The sequence below is a fragment of the Rhodococcus sp. SMB37 genome, assembly GCF_004345605.1.
Lineage (GTDB): Bacteria > Actinomycetota > Actinomycetes > Mycobacteriales > Mycobacteriaceae > Rhodococcus.
Genome location: NZ_SLVY01000014.1, coordinates 92,865 through 111,699, shown reverse-complemented (window position 1 = coordinate 111,699; position 18,835 = coordinate 92,865). Strand labels below are relative to the sequence as shown.

16 protein-coding genes and 2 pseudogenes are annotated in these 18,835 nt (G+C 64.3%); 3 read left to right on the top strand and 15 right to left on the bottom strand.

Features of this window, described 5'->3' with window-relative positions; genetic code table 11:
• Positions 1-74 precede the first annotated feature (74 nt).
• Both EV641_RS21120 and EV641_RS21115 read left to right on the top strand, forming a co-directional pair.
• Positions 75-680: a TetR/AcrR family transcriptional regulator gene (locus EV641_RS21120; RefSeq protein WP_132474290.1), complete on the top strand. Its 606-nt coding sequence runs from the start codon at positions 75-77 to the stop codon at positions 678-680.
• A 54-nt stretch (positions 681-734) separates the two neighbouring features.
• On the top strand, positions 735-1,565 hold the full coding sequence (locus EV641_RS21115; RefSeq protein ID WP_132474288.1) for an IclR family transcriptional regulator: 831 nt from the start codon (positions 735-737) through the stop codon (positions 1,563-1,565).
• A 6-nt stretch (positions 1,566-1,571) separates the two neighbouring features.
• Here the strand turns inward: EV641_RS21115 and EV641_RS21110 are convergent, their stop codons facing one another.
• The 12 genes and pseudogenes from EV641_RS21110 to EV641_RS21055 form a co-directional block, all read right to left on the bottom strand.
• Entirely contained in the window at positions 1,572-2,378 is an 807-nt protein-coding gene (locus EV641_RS21110; RefSeq protein ID WP_054712903.1) for an ATP-binding cassette domain-containing protein, read from the bottom strand.
• Entirely contained in the window at positions 2,375-3,430 is a 1,056-nt protein-coding gene (locus EV641_RS21105) for an ABC transporter ATP-binding protein (RefSeq protein ID WP_054712900.1), read from the bottom strand. The genes EV641_RS21110 and EV641_RS21105 overlap by 4 nt, the downstream gene beginning before the upstream one ends.
• Positions 3,417-4,304 carry an ABC transporter permease gene (locus tag EV641_RS21100; protein ID WP_054712897.1) on the bottom strand — a complete coding sequence of 296 codons (888 nt, stop codon included), beginning with the start codon at positions 4,302-4,304 and terminating at the stop codon, positions 3,417-3,419. The genes EV641_RS21105 and EV641_RS21100 overlap by 14 nt, the downstream gene beginning before the upstream one ends.
• The gene (locus EV641_RS21095) at positions 4,301-5,242 is read right to left on the bottom strand and encodes an ABC transporter permease (RefSeq protein ID WP_132474286.1); all 942 of its coding nucleotides are present in this window, start codon (positions 5,240-5,242) and stop codon (positions 4,301-4,303) included. Before EV641_RS21095 ends, EV641_RS21100 begins: the two co-directional genes overlap by 4 nt.
• A 43-nt stretch (positions 5,243-5,285) precedes the next feature.
• Entirely contained in the window at positions 5,286-6,827 is a 1,542-nt protein-coding gene (locus EV641_RS21090) for an ABC transporter substrate-binding protein (protein ID WP_241997386.1), read from the bottom strand.
• A 125-nt stretch (positions 6,828-6,952) separates the two neighbouring features.
• Positions 6,953-8,599, bottom strand: a complete 1,647-nt coding sequence (locus EV641_RS21085; RefSeq protein WP_054712944.1) for a class I adenylate-forming enzyme family protein — start codon at positions 8,597-8,599, stop codon at positions 6,953-6,955.
• 178 nt (positions 8,600-8,777) lie between these two features.
• Positions 8,778-9,374 carry a TetR family transcriptional regulator gene (locus tag EV641_RS21080; protein ID WP_132474388.1) on the bottom strand — a complete coding sequence of 199 codons (597 nt, stop codon included), beginning with the start codon at positions 9,372-9,374 and terminating at the stop codon, positions 8,778-8,780.
• 136 nt (positions 9,375-9,510) lie between these two features.
• Positions 9,511-10,052: pseudogene (locus EV641_RS21075) on the bottom strand (SDR family NAD(P)-dependent oxidoreductase); the annotation flags it as partial.
• Positions 10,049-12,250 (bottom strand): acyl-CoA dehydrogenase, encoded by a 2,202-nt coding sequence (locus EV641_RS21070; protein ID WP_132474284.1) that lies wholly within the window; start codon positions 12,248-12,250, stop codon positions 10,049-10,051. The pseudogene EV641_RS21075 and the gene EV641_RS21070, both read right to left, overlap by 4 nt.
• 6 nt (positions 12,251-12,256) lie before the next feature.
• Positions 12,257-13,123, bottom strand: a complete 867-nt coding sequence (locus EV641_RS21065) for an amidohydrolase family protein (protein WP_132474282.1) — start codon at positions 13,121-13,123, stop codon at positions 12,257-12,259.
• Positions 13,120-14,355 (bottom strand): amidohydrolase family protein, encoded by a 1,236-nt coding sequence (locus tag EV641_RS21060; RefSeq protein WP_054718693.1) that lies wholly within the window; start codon positions 14,353-14,355, stop codon positions 13,120-13,122. The genes EV641_RS21065 and EV641_RS21060 overlap by 4 nt, the downstream gene beginning before the upstream one ends.
• 174 nt (positions 14,356-14,529) lie before the next feature.
• Positions 14,530-14,748, bottom strand: a pseudogene (locus EV641_RS21055) (DegT/DnrJ/EryC1/StrS family aminotransferase); the annotation flags it as partial.
• Positions 14,749-15,104: 356 nt separating this feature from the next.
• Here EV641_RS21055 and EV641_RS29910 point away from each other — a divergent pair.
• Positions 15,105-15,245 (top strand): hypothetical protein, encoded by a 141-nt coding sequence (locus EV641_RS29910; RefSeq protein WP_241997385.1) that lies wholly within the window; start codon positions 15,105-15,107, stop codon positions 15,243-15,245.
• 16 nt (positions 15,246-15,261) lie between these two features.
• Here EV641_RS29910 and EV641_RS21045 read toward each other — a convergent pair whose 3' ends face one another.
• The 3 genes from EV641_RS21045 to EV641_RS21035 form a co-directional block, all read right to left on the bottom strand.
• Positions 15,262-16,410 carry a steroid 3-ketoacyl-CoA thiolase gene (locus EV641_RS21045; RefSeq protein ID WP_132474280.1) on the bottom strand — a complete coding sequence of 383 codons (1,149 nt, stop codon included), beginning with the start codon at positions 16,408-16,410 and terminating at the stop codon, positions 15,262-15,264.
• Between the two features lie 111 nt (positions 16,411-16,521).
• The gene (locus EV641_RS21040) at positions 16,522-17,889 is read right to left on the bottom strand and encodes an MFS transporter (RefSeq protein ID WP_132474278.1); all 1,368 of its coding nucleotides are present in this window, start codon (positions 17,887-17,889) and stop codon (positions 16,522-16,524) included.
• A 21-nt stretch (positions 17,890-17,910) separates the two neighbouring features.
• Complete coding sequence (locus EV641_RS21035; protein WP_054714334.1) at positions 17,911-18,831, bottom strand: NAD-dependent epimerase/dehydratase family protein; 921 nt, start codon at positions 18,829-18,831, stop codon at positions 17,911-17,913.
• Between the last annotated feature and the right edge of the window lie 4 nt (positions 18,832-18,835).

The following is an 18,835-nucleotide window of genomic DNA, read 5'->3' as shown; positions in this document are numbered from 1 at the left end:
CATCGAAACCTTAGGGGTGACCATCCAATGTTGTCAATGACTACATTGCCGGTCGTTTGCTAGGGTTCGCCCCTATGGGCAAGGGCTATCACCATGGGGATCTCCGCGCGGCACTCCTCACCAAAGCCGAAGAGTTGTTGCAGACATCTGGGGAAGCCGGACTGTCGCTACGCGAGCTCGCGCGCGCGGTCGGTGTCAGCCACGGCGCGCCGAGTCGGCATTTCGCCGACAAAGCGGCCCTGCTCGAAGCCCTTGCCGTCGAAGGATTTCGCCGATTGGGCACCAGACTGGAGACTGCGGCCGCACTCGGCGACCGCGGTTTCGTGCCCACCCTGCACGACGTCGCGGTGGCCTTTGTCCGGTTCTCGACCGAGAACCCCGCACTGGTTGAGCTGATGTCCCGCTACCGGCGGGAGGACGTCACCGATGAACTGCGGCACGCACGTGCCGCGAGCTTCGCACCCGTTGCCGTTCTGATCGACATCGGCCTGTCGAAAAATGAGCTGTCCGGTGATGCCCGAACCATCGGAACCGTCTTCTTCGCAACACTGCAGGGCATCTTCGTCATGGCCAACAACAAGACTATCGACCCACTGAACAACGAGCTGATCGTCGACGTCGTGGATTCATTACTGAACGGCCTGGCGCCGCACACGAGCAGGTCCACCTCCTATCATTAGCAGGTAGAACTACCAAGCAATTGCTTGGTATAGTGCCGCGAAGGAGGTCATTCAATGACATTGACGCGAAACGAATCGAATTCGCCGTCCACACCCAGCGAACAGCGACCAGGTGTGGTGGAACGATTCACGCTCATCCTCGACGCGATCGCCGCCGGACCGGAGCGGATGTACCTCGAGGAGATCACCGAGATCACCGGGTTGCCTCGCTCCACAGTCTTCCGACTCCTCGCTCAGCTCATCGATCAGGGCTGGATCGAGCACCATTCACGCGGCTACCAGCCGGGACCACGGATGTTCACCATGAACCGGACCAAGGACTACTCCCGGCTGCGGGGAGCAGCGTCAGGAATACTCAACGAACTCCACGCCAGCACCCAGGGAGTCGTCCACCTGACGGTCCTCGAAGGCTCCTCCATCTATTTCCTCGATCGGATCGGAGGTGCCGCGAGCGCGGCCATTCCTTCACAGGTCGCGACACACCTACCCGCCGAAAGCACCATCAGCGGACGGGTACTCCTCGCCGGACTCGAGCCCGAGAAGGTCGATTCATTGATGAGATCGGGTCCGCGCGGATACCCGCGGACCGATCTCGACGACCTCCACACACGCCTGAACCGGATACGCCAACGCCACGGTCTCGACGTGATTCCCCGCCGCGCATGTCATATGGCAATCAGCTCTGTCGCAGCGCCGATCACCGGACCCGATGGTGTCGAAGGCGCGATCTCGGTCTCCTGCGTCGGCACAGTAGAGCTGTCGAATATCGCCCCGATGGTCTTTTCTGCGACGCGCCGCATCTCGCGGGCGCTTCACCCGGACGCACATCGACAGTCCAAGAGCGCCAGGCAATCACCTCACGCAAAGCTGGGTGCCGCACTGTAACCGAACTCAGGCCTTGCGCGTCGTGCGTGGGACCGGGACAGGAATCGCGTCGAGCAGTTCGCGCGTGTAGTCCTCACAGGGTCTCGTGTAGATCTGCTCGACCGTCCCCGATTCCACGACGCTGCCCGACTTCATCACCAGCACGCGATCGGCGATGACCTCGATGAGAGCCAGGTCGTGGCACACGAACAGGTAGGCGAGCCCGAGTTCTTCCTGTAGGTCGCGCAACAGATTGAGCACCTGGGCACGCACTGAGACGTCGAGGGCGGCGACGGGTTCGTCGCACACGATCATTTTCGGTTGGAGGGTCAACGCCCGGGCTATCGCCACCCGTTGAAGCTGTCCTCCGGACAGCTCGGCCGGATACCTACCGAGATAGCGCGCGCCGATACTCACCTTGTCCAAGAGTTCTTCGGCGCGACGCCGACGAGCCGGGCGGTCCATATCGGTATGAACGATGAGTGGCTCCACGACCGCGTCGAGCACCGTCATCCGCGGATCCAGAGAACTGTGCGGATCCTGGAAGATCATCTGCATGCCGCGCCGCATCTCGCGCAGCCGTGCAGGTTTGGCAGCGAGCACATCTTCCCCGTCGAACATGACGGTACCCGAGTCCGATTCGACCAATCGAAGCACCATGCGCCCGACCGTGGACTTGCCCGCACCGGATTCGCCTACAACAGCCAAGCATTCGCCGGCATCGAGAGTGAAGGATACGTCGCTCACGGCGTGCGTCCAGCCGGTGCGGCGGCCCAGCAGGTTCCGCCCGGTCGGGAACGACTTCGTCAGGTTCGCTACCTCGAGCAGGCTCATGATCCCGTCACTCCTTGCAGTTCCAGGTCGGTCACGCGCAGGCAGCGTGCGGAACGACCGGATGTAGTCTCGTCCAACGTCGGGTGGATGCGGTCGCAGAGCCCCGCCCGGGCATGGGTGCAGCGGTCGTGGAAGTGGCAGCCGGCAGGCCATTCCCCCGCGGCAGGAATGCGCCCGGGAATCGAAGCCAGCCGTCGCCCGGCGGTCATGCCGGGTCGCGGGATCGACGACAGTAGTCCCGACGTGTACGGATGCTGCGGGGTGAAGAAGACGTCCTCGACCATGCCGTCCTCGATGACCTCCCCCGCATACATGACCACCACTCGCCGGCACAGTTCCGCCACGACACCGAGGTCGTGCGTGACGAACAACAATGCCACTCCGGTCTGTTCCTGCAGGTCCTGCAACAATTGCAGGATCGTCTTCTGCACCGTCACGTCCAACGCCGTCGTCGGCTCGTCCGCGATCAGCAACCGCGGGTTGCAGGCCATGACCATCGCGATCATCACACGCTGACACATCCCACCGCTGAACGCGTGCGGATATTCGCGCACCCGATCCGCGGCACGCGGAATCTGCACCATGTCGAGCATCTCGACTGCGCGAGCCATTGCAGCCTTGCGATCGAGACCGAGGTGCTTGCGGACCGACTCTGCGATCTGGTCGCCGACCGTGTAGGCGGGATTGAGACTGCGAATGGGTTGCTGGAAGATCATGCCCATCCCGGTGCCACGCAACGCCCGCCACTCCGCATGAGGGGCCGACACCAGGTCACGACCTTCGAATTCCACACTGCCGCGGGAAATTCTACCGCCGGTGTCTCCGGTCAGGCCCATCACTGCGAGAGAAGACACGGTCTTACCGGATCCGGACTCACCGACCAGAGCGACCGATTCACCGGCCGCGACGTCGAACGACACGCCCTGCACGGCAGTCACCCACTCCTTGCGTCCGGCGCGGAACTGGACCGTCAGGTCGCGCACCCGAACCAACGGTGAGGTGGAGTCCGACGAGGTCTTCTCGAGATGGGTGAGTGTGTCAGTTGCCGCCATGTCGACTCCTCGTCAGAGCGCGGCGAACTCCGTCGCCGAGATAGGTGAACGCGAGCACGGTCAGGAAGATCATCACGCCGGGTGGCCACACCAGGTACGGGGCGAGCTGCATGTTCGACGCGGCAGTGCTGAGCATCGCTCCCCAGCTCGCGGCCGGCGGCGCCGCACCGAGCCCCAGGAAGCTCAGGCTCGCTTCAGCCGCGACCGCAGTACCGAGCGACACGGAGATCACCAGCACGATCGGCGGCATCACGTTCGGGAGGATATGTCGAGCGATGGTTCGGAAGGTACTGCATCCCAATGCAATCGACGCTTCGATATAGGTGTCTCCCCGCACATCCATCGTCGAGGCCCGCGCCACCCGGAAGAATCGGGGCGCCATCACCAAGCCCACTGCGAGCATCGCATTGGTGATACCCGACCCGAGAACCGCGACGATCGTGATCGCCAGGACGAGCGACGGAGCGCTCATCAACGCGTCCATGATGCGTGTGAGGACGGTGTCCACCCAGCTACCGCGATACCCGGCGACCACACCCAGCGGAAGCCCGAGGACGAGCGCCAGCACAACGGCCTGCAGCGATGCCTGCAGCGAGATGCGGACACCGAAGATCAGCCGGCTCAACACGTCCCGGCCGTAGTCGTCGGTACCCAGCCAATGCGCAGACGACGGCGGTTGAAGACGGTCGACGACCTCCTGTGCGTAGGGATCGTACGGTGCCACGACGGGCGCGAAGACAGCGAGAACCACGAGCAGGAGCACGAAAGTACCCGCAATCACAGTCACCGGTCGTCGTCGGACGAATCCTGCTATGCGGCCGAGCATCCCCGCCGAATGCTCGACGTTCACGGTGTCGGACAGCGTCGATGTCATGCGCGCACCTTCGGGTTGAAGTAGCCGTACGAGACGTCGACGAGCAGATTGACGATCACGACGACGCATGTGGTGAACAGGACGAATCCGAGCAGTACCGGAACATCGTGGTTCTGCACACTGTTGACGGCGAGACTGCCCATTCCCGGCATGTTGTAGATGATCTCGATCGTCACGGCACCGCCGAGGACCTCCGCGACGCGGAAACCGAGAACCGTGACCACCGGAATGCACGCGTTCTTGAGGCCGTGTTTGAGGACGATACTCGCCGGTGCGAGCCCCCGGGCCTTGGCGTTGAGAACGTAGTCGCTGCTCATCACCTGCCCGAGCGCGGAACGCAATTGCACCGTCACCTCTGCCGCCGGAAGCAGGGCCAGCGCCACACCCGGCAATACCAGGTGCTGGAACCACGGCACCACACCGTCCGCAAGCGGCACGTAGCCGAACGCCGGGAAGATCTGATTCGACACCGCGAACACCGAGACCAGCACGAGCCCGAACCAGAATGCGGGGATGGCGATCGCGACAGAGGCCACGACATTGATCGCACGATCGAGCACGCCGCCCGGACGCAGCGACGCCAGCACCCCGAGTACCACCCCGATCACCACGGCCAGCACCATGGCGAACGCCACCAGCGACAGGGTCGTCGCCATCCGTCGCAGGAGCAGTTCACCGACCGACTGATCGGACAGGAGGGATGTCCCGAGGTCGCCGCGGAGCACGCCCCCGACCCAGTCCAGATAGCGGACGAACACGTTCTGGTCCAGGTTCAGGGTTGCCCGCAGTTCGTCGAGTCGCTCCGGGCTCGGGTTCTCGCCTGCGAGGATCACTGCGGGGTCGCCCGGGGCCAGGTCGATCAACAGGAATATCAGCAACGGCACGATCAGCAGCAGCGGAATCGCTGCAAGCAGTCGTCGACCGGCGTACAGCAGCATCGTCGAACCTCCTCACGTATCGGTAAGTCGGTGTCCGCGTGGTCTACTCGGTTATCCCGATATGGCGAACGTCGAAGATTCCCAGATCGGCCCAGGGCATGTCGTCGACGCCGGTGACCTTGTCTGTGGACACTGCCGCATTGGTCTGGTTGCAGATCGGCACGAACATCGCCTCCTGCAACGTGAGATCCCAGATCTGCTGATACAGGGGCGCACGCTCCTCGTCGGCGAGCGACGGGTCCGCGGCTCTGTCTGCAAGATCCTTGATCGCCGCATTGCCGTTCGACAGGTCGTACGGGCCCGTAACGAAGGTGTTGGCCGTCTCCGCGGGATCGACCTTCGGGCTGAGGCTGTTCGCAACCATCGACTGGAAATCGCCTGCAATGTACCGAGGTTCGTTCTGAACGTTCGGAACAGGATTGAGTTCGGCAGTGATCCCGGCATCGTCGAGCAGGGACTGGATGACATTCGCGGTCTTCTCGGTGTTGGTGCCGGAGGCGAACGTCAGGGCGATCTCGGCACCACCGGCTGCCTCGACGAGGCTCCTGGCCTTCTCCACGTCATACGTGTACGGGTACTCGTACGAGTCGTCCACCGACCAGCTTCCGGCCGGATACAACTGACGGCTCGGTGTGCACGTGCCCGAGAACAATGCGCTGATCGCGTCCGGATCGATTGCGGTTGCCACCGCCTGGCGCACCTCGGGCTTCGTGAGATCACCTTGTGCGCGCATGTAGAGCCCGAGAACGTTCCGGAACTGGACCTCGTCGACGGCGAACGCTCCCGAGCGGCCCAGCCCCTGCGCTTCGACGACCTCGTTGGCGGAACTGACCCATGTCAGGTCCGTCGCACCCGTCTTGATGCCGTTCATGCGGGTACTGGCATCCGAGATCGTCTCGAACTCGATGGCCTGGACCTTGCCGGCTTCGGGGTCCCAGTTCCCGCCGTCAGCGCGTGTCAGCGACAACGACTCCTCCGGGATGTACTCGCTGACGAGGTATGCGCCCGACCCGCTGGCGCCGGGATCGTTGCGCAGATCCATGCCGGATTCGATTGCCTTCGGACTGACCATCATTCCGACATTCGTGGTGAACACACCCGGAAGTTCCACACCGGTTCCCGGCACGAGCAGCAGACGGACCGTGTGGTCGTCGACGATGTCGACGCCGGTGATGTCGCTCAGCGCAGCCGTGACGGTGCTGCCTTCCAGAGATTTTCCGCGCTCGATGTTCGCGGCCACGGCGGCAGCATCGAACGGCGCACCGTCATGGAAGGTGACATCCGTCCGCAACTTCAGCTCGAGATACGAGCCGTCCGGCGCGAACTCCCAGGATTCGGCAAGAGCAGGCTGCAAGGCGCCGTCACCGTCGACCACCGTCAACCGATCGAACACCGTTGTGATGTAACCCCATCCGCCGTAGCTGGTCTGCAGGTACGGGTCGAGATTGCGAGTGGGCGCGCTCGCAGTGACCCGCAGGACGGCGGCGCTGTCGGGCGCGCCGGTGGGGCCATCGGCAGTGGTCGAGGACACGCCCCCGCCGCCACATGCCACCAGCGCCAGGGAGCCGACGGCAGAAGCAGCCATCAAGCGCGTCATTCGAATCCAACTGTGCCTCATATGTGTCCTCTCGAGTACCCGCGATCCGGATGGCCGTTCACGGGGAGTGCTGTACGCACCGGGGCAAGCGGCGAATTGCCACGAAACTGTCACTACTGCAGGGAAGCTCGAACATCCACCCGCTTGACCTTGCCTGTCGCGTTGCGCGGCAGGTCATCCGTCCGGAAGATCCACCTGGTCGGTACCTTGTATCGAGCAATCCGCTCGGCCGCGTAGCCGGACATCTCCAGATCCGTCACTTCGCTGCCCGGAAACACCACGACCACCGCGCAGACCTCTTCGCCGTAGTCGTGATGGTCGGCTCCCACAACGATGCATTCACGCACTGCCGGGTGCTCGTCGATGACTGCCTCGACCTCTGCCGGATACACGTTCTCACCGCCGCGAAGAATCAGATCGGAACGCCGACTGCTGATCCGGAGGTAGCCGTCCTCCATCGTGCCCAGATCCCCGGTCCGCATCCAACCGCCCTCGACGATGGTTGCGGCATTCGCCTCCGGGTTGTTCCAGTAGCCGAGCATCATCAGCGGCCCACGCAGGTAGATCTCGCCCTCGACACCGTCCGGGACTGCGAATCCGGTCTCGTCGCGAATCTCGATACTCGTCGTGAGGACGGGCCGGCCCACGGTATCGGGCCTCTCGGCGAGGTCCGCTGCGGTCGCGAGCGTGGCAGCAGAGGACGACTCCGTCGACCCATAGCTGGTACCGAGTGTGCGCTCCGCAGACGGAAGGATTTCCTTCAGCTTCGCCCGGAGCGCCGGTGTGGACGGAGCAGAGCTTATCGAGACCGCCTTCAGCGACGACAGGTCGTAGCGGGACAGATCCCCATGCTCGATCAAGCGAGTCATCATGGTCGGAACCGCACCCCAGTTGGTGAGCTGCTCCTTCTCGATCAGCCGGAGCACCCGATCGATGTCGAACCGGCCGGCGCTGATCACGGCGGTGTCACCGAAAGCGAGGCGTGGCACCGCAAGATTGTGCAACGCCGCAATATGGAACAACGGTGTGGCCAGCAGAAACCGCCGCCTGTTCGGTGCCTGACCCAGTTCGCCGGCGAGCGCGTCGTTGAATCGGTGGAAATCCACCGCCGCGATCATGTTCCGGTGTGAATGTGTGGCGCCCTTGGCGCGTCCCGTGGTGCCGCTGGTGAACAGGATGACCGCGGGATCGTCTTCGTCGATTTCCACGTCGGGCAACTCTGCGTGCGGGTGGACGGATCCCAGATGCGGCACATCGTGCTCCACCGACAAAACGCCGACATCAGAGGACCCGAGGAAGGCTCGTCGCCCGGCATCCGTCACGATCACCTTCGGGCCGGAAAGCTCGATTCCGTACTCGATCTCGCGGGCAGACCACAGCGAGTTCATCCCCACAGCGATTGCGCCTAGTGACGTCGCAGCCCAGAACGTCATGATCCATTCGGCATTGTTGGCAGAGAGGATCGCCACCCTGTCGCCGCGGCCCACGCCGTAGCGCGAGCGCAACTCCTGCGCAAGTGACGCGACCCTCCCGAGGTGCTCGGTGAATGTCAGCCTGAGATCCTCGCAGACCAGGTACTCGGCATCACCGTAGCGCGCCGAGTCTGCGAGTAGCGCGCTCAGCGACCGGTATCTGGTGCCGAACACCGGCATCTGCACTCCGCGAACCTGCTCCTCGACGATCTCGAAGGGCGCGCCCGGCGCGGTGAGCCGTGCAACGGGGTCCGCGTGCGCGTCGGGCGCGAGACGAGGATCGGACATCCACCACTCCTTCTCCAGCAACGCATTCGACGGTCCTACAAGAGGCCGAACATCCGACGTCCGACCACCCGGCGATGGTCGGACCTGTCCTTGGTACCGGACGAACGAGAGCGTTGTGGCGCAAGTCTCACTGGACGGCACTCGCAGCGGATCCGACGCGCTAAGCGTCACTCACCCCTCACATGCAGTCGGTCAGAACCAGCCGTGCCACATCCTGGACGTTTCGCAATGCCTCCGGAAATGCGATCCTTCCGGTGGTCCACAAGATCAGCGAGTTGAGCATCGTGCTGCCGATCGCCAGCGACGCGAGCCGAGCACGTTCGGCGGGAACACCGTCCATCACCCCGAACAGGGCCGTCCGATTGGCAGCAGAACGCTCGTCGAGCGTGTCCCGGACGTAGGGATCACCGGAAGTCTGCAACTCGACCTCGAGTCGCGCGAAGTGGGGGCCCCGCTGAAATGCCTTCATCTGTCGCGTATAGAAATCGACTACCCGCTCGAGGACCGACCCGTGAACGCCGCTCCGGCGCCCGGAGCGGCGTTCGTCCTCGAGACGCTCGGCGAGAATGTCGTTCCAGGCGACCATGGCCGCAGCGAGGAGGTGCTCTTTTGCCGGGAAGTACCGGTACAGGGTTCCCATCGCCACCCCCGACCGCTCCGACACCTCCCGCATCTGGATCCCGTCCGGACCCGTCTCCGCGAGCATCTCGATCACCGCGGTGGTCAGCTGCCGCCGACGGCGACGCTGCCCCTCGGTCATGTCGTCGGGGCTCATCGGCACGGCCAAGGAGTCGGTCACGACGGCATTCTAGTCGCTTCGGGCTCCGCCACAGACGAGGACGAACCGAAGTACCCGCCGAGGAGCTCGGGCAGTTCTTCGTGCTCCCGCCGTGTGGGGTTCTCAGGCTCGCTTCCACCGCGGGAGCGGACATCACATCGATCCGGTCACCGTACACACTCAGGACACGCCCGGTGATCGCCTCGGCCGCAGGAGAAGCGAGATAGACGACGAGCGGTGTCACGTGCGCGGCAGAGAGCGGGTCGTCTCCCGAGTGCGGAGCCGGTCCGAACACCTCCCTGGTCATCGAAGTCCGGGCACGGGGGCACAGTGCGTTGGCGCGCACGCCGAAGCTTTCGCAGCCCCGTGCCGTCGACATCGTGAGCGCGACGACCCCGGCCTTCGACGCCGCGTAGTTCGCCGCACCCGGAGGACATCGTCCCATTCCTCCGCCGACATGTTGAACACCATGCGATCCCGAATGATACCGGCGTTGTTCACGAGGATGTCGAGTCTGCCGAACTCCTCGATTGCGACGCCGACGAGCCGCGCACTCCGTGCGTTGATCACGAGGTCGGCACCGGCCACGGCGAGGGCGACTGCCTCCGCACGACCGAGCCCTTCATTTGCACCGGTGACGATTGCGGTACGGCCGTCCAGAATCCTCGCGTTCATCGCGACTCCCGCGGCAGCCCCAGGATCTGCTCGGAGATGACATTGAGCTGGATTTCGAGGGTGCCACCACCGATCAGCAACGACGGCGTCGACAGATATGCCTTGGCGGCCCGGCCGCCCCCGACGACGTTCTGCTCCAGGCTGCCGACGGCGGCCTCCGAACCGAACCATTCGAGCACCTGCGCCGCCACGTTCGTGATGTGTTGCGCAGACGCTGCCTTGAGGACGCTGGCTTCCACACCGGGAGCTCCGCCGGACAGGCGTACGAGTACATTGCGGTGCGCGAGTGCGTCGAGTGCTCCGGTCATGGATGTGAGCCGACCGAGCGCGGGGATCGCATCCTGCCGGGTCACCGGGTCGAGTGCCCGTACGATCTCCACCGGATCGAATCGGTCGCGGCCCACGACGGGCGTTCGCCCCATCGAGACCCGCTCGTTCGTCAGCGTCGTCCGCGCCACCTTCCAGCCCTCACCGGGTGCACCTACGAGATCGGCATCCGGCACGAACACCCCGTCCAGGACGACCTCGTTGAACATGCTGTCGCCGTTGGCTTCCCGTAGCGGCCGGACGTCGACACCGGGTGTCGACATGTCGACGAGGAAGTAGCTGATGCCGCGGTGCTTGGGGGCGTCCCGATCCGTACGGGCCAGACAGATCCCCCAGTGCGCCTCATACGCCTTGGAATTCCATACCTTTCTGCCGTCGATGCGCCAACCACCGTCCACCTTGGTGGCGAAGGTAGTCAACGACGCGAGGTCGGACCCCGCACCGGGCTCTGAAAACAGCTGGCACCAGATGATCTCGCCTCGCAGCGTCCGTGCGATGAGGCGTTCGCACTGCGCCTCGGTCCCGTACTGCAGGATCGAGGGCAGCGCCCATTCTCCGATCACTGTGCTGGGCGGTGTCATACCCGCACGCTCGAACTCCTCCGCGATGATCAGCTGGCCGGCCGTGTCGGCGCCCAGCCCGTACGGGGCGGGGTAGTGCGGTGAGACCAGACCGTGGTCGGCCAGAAACGCCCGGGCCTCCACAGCGCCGAGCGAGGCGGCCTCGCCGATCGTCGCGGTGACACCGGTCCGGAAGTCGGGGCGGTCCGGGACGCCGAGTGTCGATTCGCGCTCGACGCTCAGGGCGAGTTCGCCCGCGCGACGGGCCCACACGTCCTGTGAACCGCCGAGCGCGAGCAGACCGACTGCGCGACGCCAGTACAGATGGATGTCGTGTTCCCAGGTGTTGCCGATACCACCGAGCACGGTGAGCGCGTCGAGCACCACATCGACGGCCTCACGACGGACCACTGTCGCGGCACGTGCCGCGGCGAGCGCGAGTTGCTGCCGGTCACCGCTGTCCGCGGCCAGGGCTGCGTCCCACACGGAGCCGGCCATCGTCTCGACGCGAATGAGCAACTGTGCACACTTGTGCTTGATCGACTGGAAGGATCCGATCGGCCGTCCGAACTGCTCCCGGATCTTCGCGTACGCGAGGCCGGTCTCCTGCGCCCAACGCGCCACACCGACTGCCTCGGCGCAGAACAGCACCACGGTGAGCGCAGCGATCTCGTCGGCCGTGGCGCCGAGGACATTCTCCGCTGGGATCCGCGTCTCGGACAGTCTCACCCGACCGATGTCGCGGGTCAGGTCGACGCCTTGTTCACCGAGGACCTCGACTCCCGCATCACTTGCGGATACGACGAACCAGACCGGCGTGTCCCGGCATGTTCCTACCAGAACGAGGACATCCGCTCCGAGCGCACCGAGCGCCGGGGCCGTCGTTCCGGTGGCGATCACCTCGCCTCCGTCACCATCGAGAGCGACAGTGCCCGGTTCGAGACACAGAGCGCCCGTCGTCCCGGTCGCCAGTCGCGGAAGTAACGTTGCGCGCGCCGCATCGGTGCCGTGGGAAGCAATCACGGCGCTTGCGCCGACCGTGGGTAGCAGCGGACCCGGGATCAATCCGTGTCCGGACTGTTCGAGCGCCACTGCGAGTTCGAGCAGACCCGCACCGGCCCCGCCGTATTCCTCGGGAATATGCAGCGACGGGATTCCCAGGCTCACCAGCTGTTCCCAGAAGGCGGGGCGGTCGCCTCGTCCCAGCCGGTCGAACTGATCGCGGGTCCGTTCGACGGGTGCGTTCCGCGCAGCGAACCGAGCGAACGAGTCTGCAAGAGCATCGTGATCCGCTCCGATACCGATCGACATGTCCGATCATCCCTTCAACTTGAGGACCCTGCTGGCGTTGTCGTGCAGAAATTTCGGCCATACGTGGTCCTTGAACGGCACGTTCGGCATGTCGCCGAAGATTCGGTCCAGGCTCAGTCCGGCAGGGAAATAGCCCGCGTAGATGATCTTGTCCGCGCCGCGCGTGTTCGCGTAGTCGACAATCGCCTTCGGGTAGTGCTTCGGAGCGAAGGCCGATGTCGAGTAGTACAGGTTGGGCCACTTGATCATCAGCTTGATCGCCAGGTCTTCCCATGGCTCACAGCCGTGCCTGGTGACGAACACCAGGTCAGGGAAATCGAACATCACGTCGTCGATCAGTTCGACGTGCTGCACCGCAGATTTCAGCCGGGGCCCGGCGATGCCGGCACACGCGAAGATCGGGATGTCCAGTTCGACACACTTCGCGTAGATCGGGTACATCTGCGGCGCATTGAGAGCCACCTGCGGAAACGTGCCGGCAGCGAACGAACTCACGGAGCGGATCCCGAACTCCTCGTACTCGCGTGTCATTCGCTTCGAGGTGCCCATGATGTCGTTGGGGTCGACAGCCGAGCCCTGCGGAACGAACCGGTCCGGAAACGTACGGACCGCCCGCTGCCCGGACTCCTTGGCAACGCTGACCATTCCTATCTCGATGCCGTGCTTGTCCATCTCCCGCAGCGTCACCGACACCGGGTCATCGGTGGCCAGATCGCTCGGCACGTCCTTGAACATGTACTGCGCGGGCATCGTGAACTCGTCACGACTCTGACTGTCCTTCGTCTGCCTGGTGATGAAGGTGTACTCGTCGTATCCGGACTCTCGAAATCCGATGTGCGTGTCGATGATCGGAGTTCCCGAGTACGGAGTCATGCGTTCAGCTCCTGTTCGAGCTGCTTGGCGAAGGACTCCCGCATCAGCACGTCGTTCGGGTTCTCGGGCAGTTCGGTCAGCGGTTGCGCGACCTCGGACGGTGTGGGGCCGTACTCCGCGGCCAGCGGAGCAAGTGCGTCGAGATCGAAGTCGTACAGTTCGGCCGCGTTCGCTGCGAACAGCTTCCGCAGCTCTGCCTCGTCGACGTCGTGCATGACCTGACGGATGCACTCGCGGGTGAACGGATAGGTGCCCTCGTTGTGCGGGTAGTCACTGCCCCACATGAACTTTCCCTCACCGAGCGTCCCTCGCACCGCCATGTCCTGCGCGGACGGCATCGTCGCGCCGACCCACACGTTGCGACGGAAGTACTCGCTCGGCCGCAACGGCAGCTGCTCGTCCTCGCTGTAGAACAGCTCACCGATCCGCCCGGTGCGCTTGACCCGCAGATCCACGGTGTCGAGTTGACGCATCAGATCCGGAGCCCATGAGCAGCCTTGCTCGGAGACGGCGAACTTCAGCTTCGGGAACCGTTCGAAGACACCCGAAAGGATCATCTGCACCAGCGGACGCATCGAATAGAACCCGACCTCGTTGATGTAGAGCAGCGAGGACGTCTTGTAGCGGCCGTAATCGGGTAGGCCGGTGCCGGCGTGACAGTTGACCGGGATACCGAGGTCTTCGCAGACCTCCCAGAGCCGGTCGTACACAGGATCGTAGAGTGGCTTGACCCACTTGATGTCCGGTGCCAGGTTCGGCAGCAGCACACCTCCTCGCAGGCCGTGCTCCTTGATCCACTTCACATCCGAGATCGCCTCGTCGACGTCGTTGAGGAAGATCTGCCCGACACCGGCCCGCTGCGCAGGCGCGTCATTGCAGAAGTCCGCGAGCCATCGGTTGTGTGCACGAACCCCGGCGAGACGCCTCTCGAAATCCTCGGCACGCGGCGGCCCGGCGAGCACTGCCGCGCTCGGGAAGAACGGCGGAACGGTGTTCGGGAACAACACTTCACCGACGGTGCCGTCGCCGAGCGTCTCGCGCATGCGCCGATCGTTGTCCCAGTTCCGGTTCCGGCCGTCGTCGACCAGGTCGCGGTACGGGTTCTTGTACTCGCCGCGCCACGCGTCGAACTCCTCGTGCCACTTGGGCTCGAGATACTCGCGGTACGTGGAGTGATCGGCGCCGGCATGGCTGTCGGCGGAAATGAGGACGTAAGGCGTTTCGAATGTCACAAGCTGCTCCTGTGCGAGATCTACCCGAATCACGGTCGATGCATATATGAAACACGGTTCTATATTCTGAAGGTCAGGTTAGCGCCTGATTCGCGTTGGTTAAGCCAGAATCCCACTCAGAGATGAAACCCGGTCCCAGTTTTTTGGGGACGACGCAGCCAGAAAGGGGCGGACGAAGACCTCGTCAGCAGCCGGTAGACCGGCCTCCGGCACTCGATACTCGATGTTGCGCATCATCGGGTGGCGGGTGACGTTGCCGCTCCACACGGTGCGGGTGTCGATGCCGGCGCCCTCGAGGAACTCCTGCAAGTCCGAACGCTCGAACCCTGCATCCTCACTGATTGTCACGGGGTAGCACAGCCACGCGGTGTGGAAGTCCTCCAGCTGCTTGGGCGGTCGGACGGCGATGCCGTCGGATTGAATGCGGGCGCGCTCTACCACTACTTCCGGTCCAAGAGCGCCATCGTCACCGAACTGGTGACCGGATATTTGTCGGAGACTACCGGGCCGCGAGGGCGGAAGATCTCGAACCCAGGGCCCGTGTGTAGGCAATCATCGATGTCTCCCTTGCGACCGACGCTGCCCGCAGCGACGCGACGAAGGTCTACCAATCGGAATTCGGCCAGTCGCGCAACCTCGAAGGCTTCGCCGAGGCCCGCCTCCTCGCAGACTCGATCCAGAAGATCTGGCTCCATGCGATCGAGGCGGGGACGGACGCGGGAGTTCTCCGGAAGGACATTCCCACCAGGGTGTTCCACCGATTCCTTCGAGATTCCGTGTGGTTCACCGTCTACTGGCCGAAGCCCGACGACGACTACACTCTCGCAGAACTCTCCGAGTACTGCATGTCTCTGTTCTTCGACGGCATGGCCTCACGCGCCGGGGGCTGAATGACCTGCACGGCACTCAGATTCGTTCGACGATCGCCCCGGTCGCCATCGCGCCACCGGCGCAGACCACGACGAGGGCACGTTCGGCATCGCGACGCTCGAGCTCGTCGATCACCGCACCGATCAGCCGGACACCGGACGAGCCGACGGGATGACCGAGCGCAACCGCGCCGCCGTTGACGTTCAGGCGGTCCTCATCGACGCCGTGCACGCGGGCCATCGACATCGGCACCGCCGCAAACGCTTCGTTGACCTCGAAGAGGTCGATGTCGCCGATCGACATGCCGGCACGCTCGAGCAGGTACTCAGTGGCTTGCACGGGGCCGTCGAGCAGGTAGTGCGTCTCGGCACCGATTAGGCACTGCGCGACGATCCGCGCTCGCGGACGCAGTCCGATCACCTCCGCGTGTGCCTGATCCATGACGACGAGTGCGGCTGCGCCATCGGAGATCTGGGACGACGTACCTGCCGTGTGCAGGCCGCCCTCGAGCACCGGATTCAAGCGCGCCAGGGCCTCCATCGAGCTGTCCCGCAGGCCTTCGTCACGCGACACGACGGTAGAGGCCTCGCCCTCCGCGCCGGGAGTCTTCACCGGCACGATCGACGCGTCGAAGCGGCCGGCCGCCCATGCGGCCGCTGCGCGCTCCTGCGACCGCAACCCGAACGCGTCGAGGTCGTTACGCGTGAATCCGCGGCGCCGGGCAATGCGATCGGCGCCATCGAACTGGGCCGGGATGTCGACACTCCAGTCCGGAGGCTTCGGGCTACCGAAGTCGCCGGCGATGTTGGACAGCAACGGCACCCGCGACATCGCCTCGACTCCGCATGCCATCCCCGCATCGATCACACCTGCCGCGATCTGGGCGGCGATCAGATGCACCGACTGCTGACCGGATCCGCACTGCGCGTCGATGGTCGTCACACCGGTCCGCTCCGACAGCCCGGCGTGCAGCCACGCATTGCGGCTGACATTCGACGCCTGCTCGCCCGCCTGTGTGACGCACCCACCGATCACCTGCTCGATGACTGCCGAATCGAGGTTCAGACGCTCCAGCACGCCCTTCTGGACTGCCCCGAGCAGTTCCGCGGCGTGCAGCCCGGACAATGCTCCGCCGCGTCGGCCGATCGGGGACCTCGCGGCATCGACGATCACCGGGTTGCCCATTGCAGTCCTCCTCGCAGTAGTCCGACCGAACGTCTTCTTGATATCGCGGAAACTACGATCCGAGGTTCCACGGTCTCACTGGACGGCACCGAATTACGGGGAACACACGTGTCATTCCACTCGCACTCCCGCGTCAGGTTCGGACTGCTCGATGCGACCCGGCGAGGACTCATCGAATCCGGTGGTCAGATCGCGTCCACGTGTTTCGACGATCCGCCAGACCGCGACGCCCGTGATGAGGGCCGTGACCACGATGATGCAGCTCAGCGGCAGGCTCGACCCTCCGGTCGCCGCGAGCAGGCTGCTCGCGATCAGCGGGGTGAATCCTGCTCCGATCAGACTCGCCATCTGATATCCGAGTGACACACCCGTATAGCGGGTCTCGGTACCGAACATCTCCGAAAGCAGCGGCGCGAGAGGCGCATACATCAGGTTCTGGACCACCTGCGCAATCAGCAGCGCCACGGTCAGCCACAGTGCCGACACGGTGTCGACGAGCGCATACATGGGTAACGCGAACACCACCGCACCGATCGCACCCGCCAGGGCCACACCACGTCGCCCCACCCGGTCCGACAGCGCTGAGAAGAACGGGATCGTGATCAGCGACAGCATCGCGATGATGACCAACGCACGCATCACGTCGGATTGGTCGTACCCGATCCCCTTGGCGTAGGCGATGATGTGGGATGTTGCGAGCGCGGTCAACGCGAACGGCCCGATTCCCGCTGCGCACGCGAGGATCAGCGCGCGAGGATGCCGGAGCACTCGCAGAAGCGGTGTCTTCGCTTCCACCTGTGCGTCGTCGTTGTCCACCGCTTCCTGGAACACGGGGCTCTCCACGACACCCAACCGCATGTAGAGACCGACCACGACGAGCAGCGCACTGAGCAAGAAGGGCACTCGCCAGCCCCACGAGTACAGGCTCTCGTCCGGAAGAAGGCTGACCACCATGACGACCACCGTCGCGAGCAGGAACCCTATCGGGGAGCCGAGCTGCATGATGCCTGCCCACCGTCCGCGACGCTCGGGCTCCGCATGCTCGATCACCATGAGCGCTGCGCCGCCCCACTCGCCACCGATCGCGAATCCCTGCACGATGCGGAGCGTCACGAGCAGCACCGGGGCGAGAACTCCGATCGCCTCGTAGGTAGGAAGCAGTCCGATGATGAAGCTCGCTGCACCCATCACCACCATCGTCACGATCAACATGGTCTTGCGGCCGAGACGATCACCGAAGTGGCCGAAGATCACGCCGCCCAATGGACGCGCGGCGTAACCGGCTGCGAGAGTGCCGAATGCGGCGATCGTGGAGAGCGCTGGGTTCGAGGAAGGGAAGAACAACTCACCGAACACCAACGCAGCCATGGTGCCGTAGAGGAGGAAGTCGTAATACTCCAGTACGGTGCCGAGCAGACTCGACAGCGCTACCCTGCGCAGCTGACTGCGGTCGACGACAACCTCTTTCGATGAGCTCACTTCGTTCTCCTGGCTCTTTGGTCAGTTACGCGTGGTGGCCGCGACGACGGCCTCGACAAGGGCTTCCACCGCTCGCGTGCAGTCGCTGCGGTCGTAGCCCAGCAGCCGCGTCTCGTCCGCATCCGGCTCGTACGCGAGCGTGTTGCCGCGCCCTTGGACGATCGCCGCATCCGAGAGCAACGGGTGCGACTCGTCCTTCACCGTGATCTGGCGATTACCGCCCGCTGCATCGACCATCATCTGGAAGAACCGCTGATACGTGAGGTTTTCGTCGCCGATGAGATAAGCCTTCCCCGACTCACCGTGGTGCACGGCGCCGCGGATAGCCTGAGCGAGTGAGCGGGCCGACAGGTAGTTCGTGCCGCCGGGCGGGGCGAAATCGGGGATCCGAGGTTCGTTGCCCGCGGCCCACGAGACCATCTTCCGGTAGCGGCGGGTGGAGGCGCCCGGCACCACACCGAGGATCGACGGCGGATTGAGCGTGCAGACGTTGAACGACTCGTCGGCGAGCGCACGAGCACCTTCGTCGGCTGCCTTGCGGGCCGCGACGTACGGGTTGACCTCCGCGATCTCCGGACGCACCTGGTGGTAGTAGCTTCCCACCTGCACGAAGCGGCCCACACCAGCGTCCTTGGCGAGCTGGGCGAAGCGTGGCACACCGACGCTCTGTGTGGTCTCCCAGAACACAGCGTCGTCGTCCTCGGGTGTCTTGTGTCGGGGGTCCTGGCCGGCGGCGAAGACGATGGCCTCGAAACCCGACAATTGCTCGCGAGTGAAGGTCGGCACCGTGTAGTCACCGGTCAGCAGCGGAAAATCGGCGACGAGTGAATCGCCGGGAAGCGGACCGCGTCCCGCGACCGTGACGTCGTCGCCGTGTTCACGCAGTTCGAGTGCGGCATGCGCGCCGATCATGCCGGTACCGCCGATAACGAGAATCTTCATGATG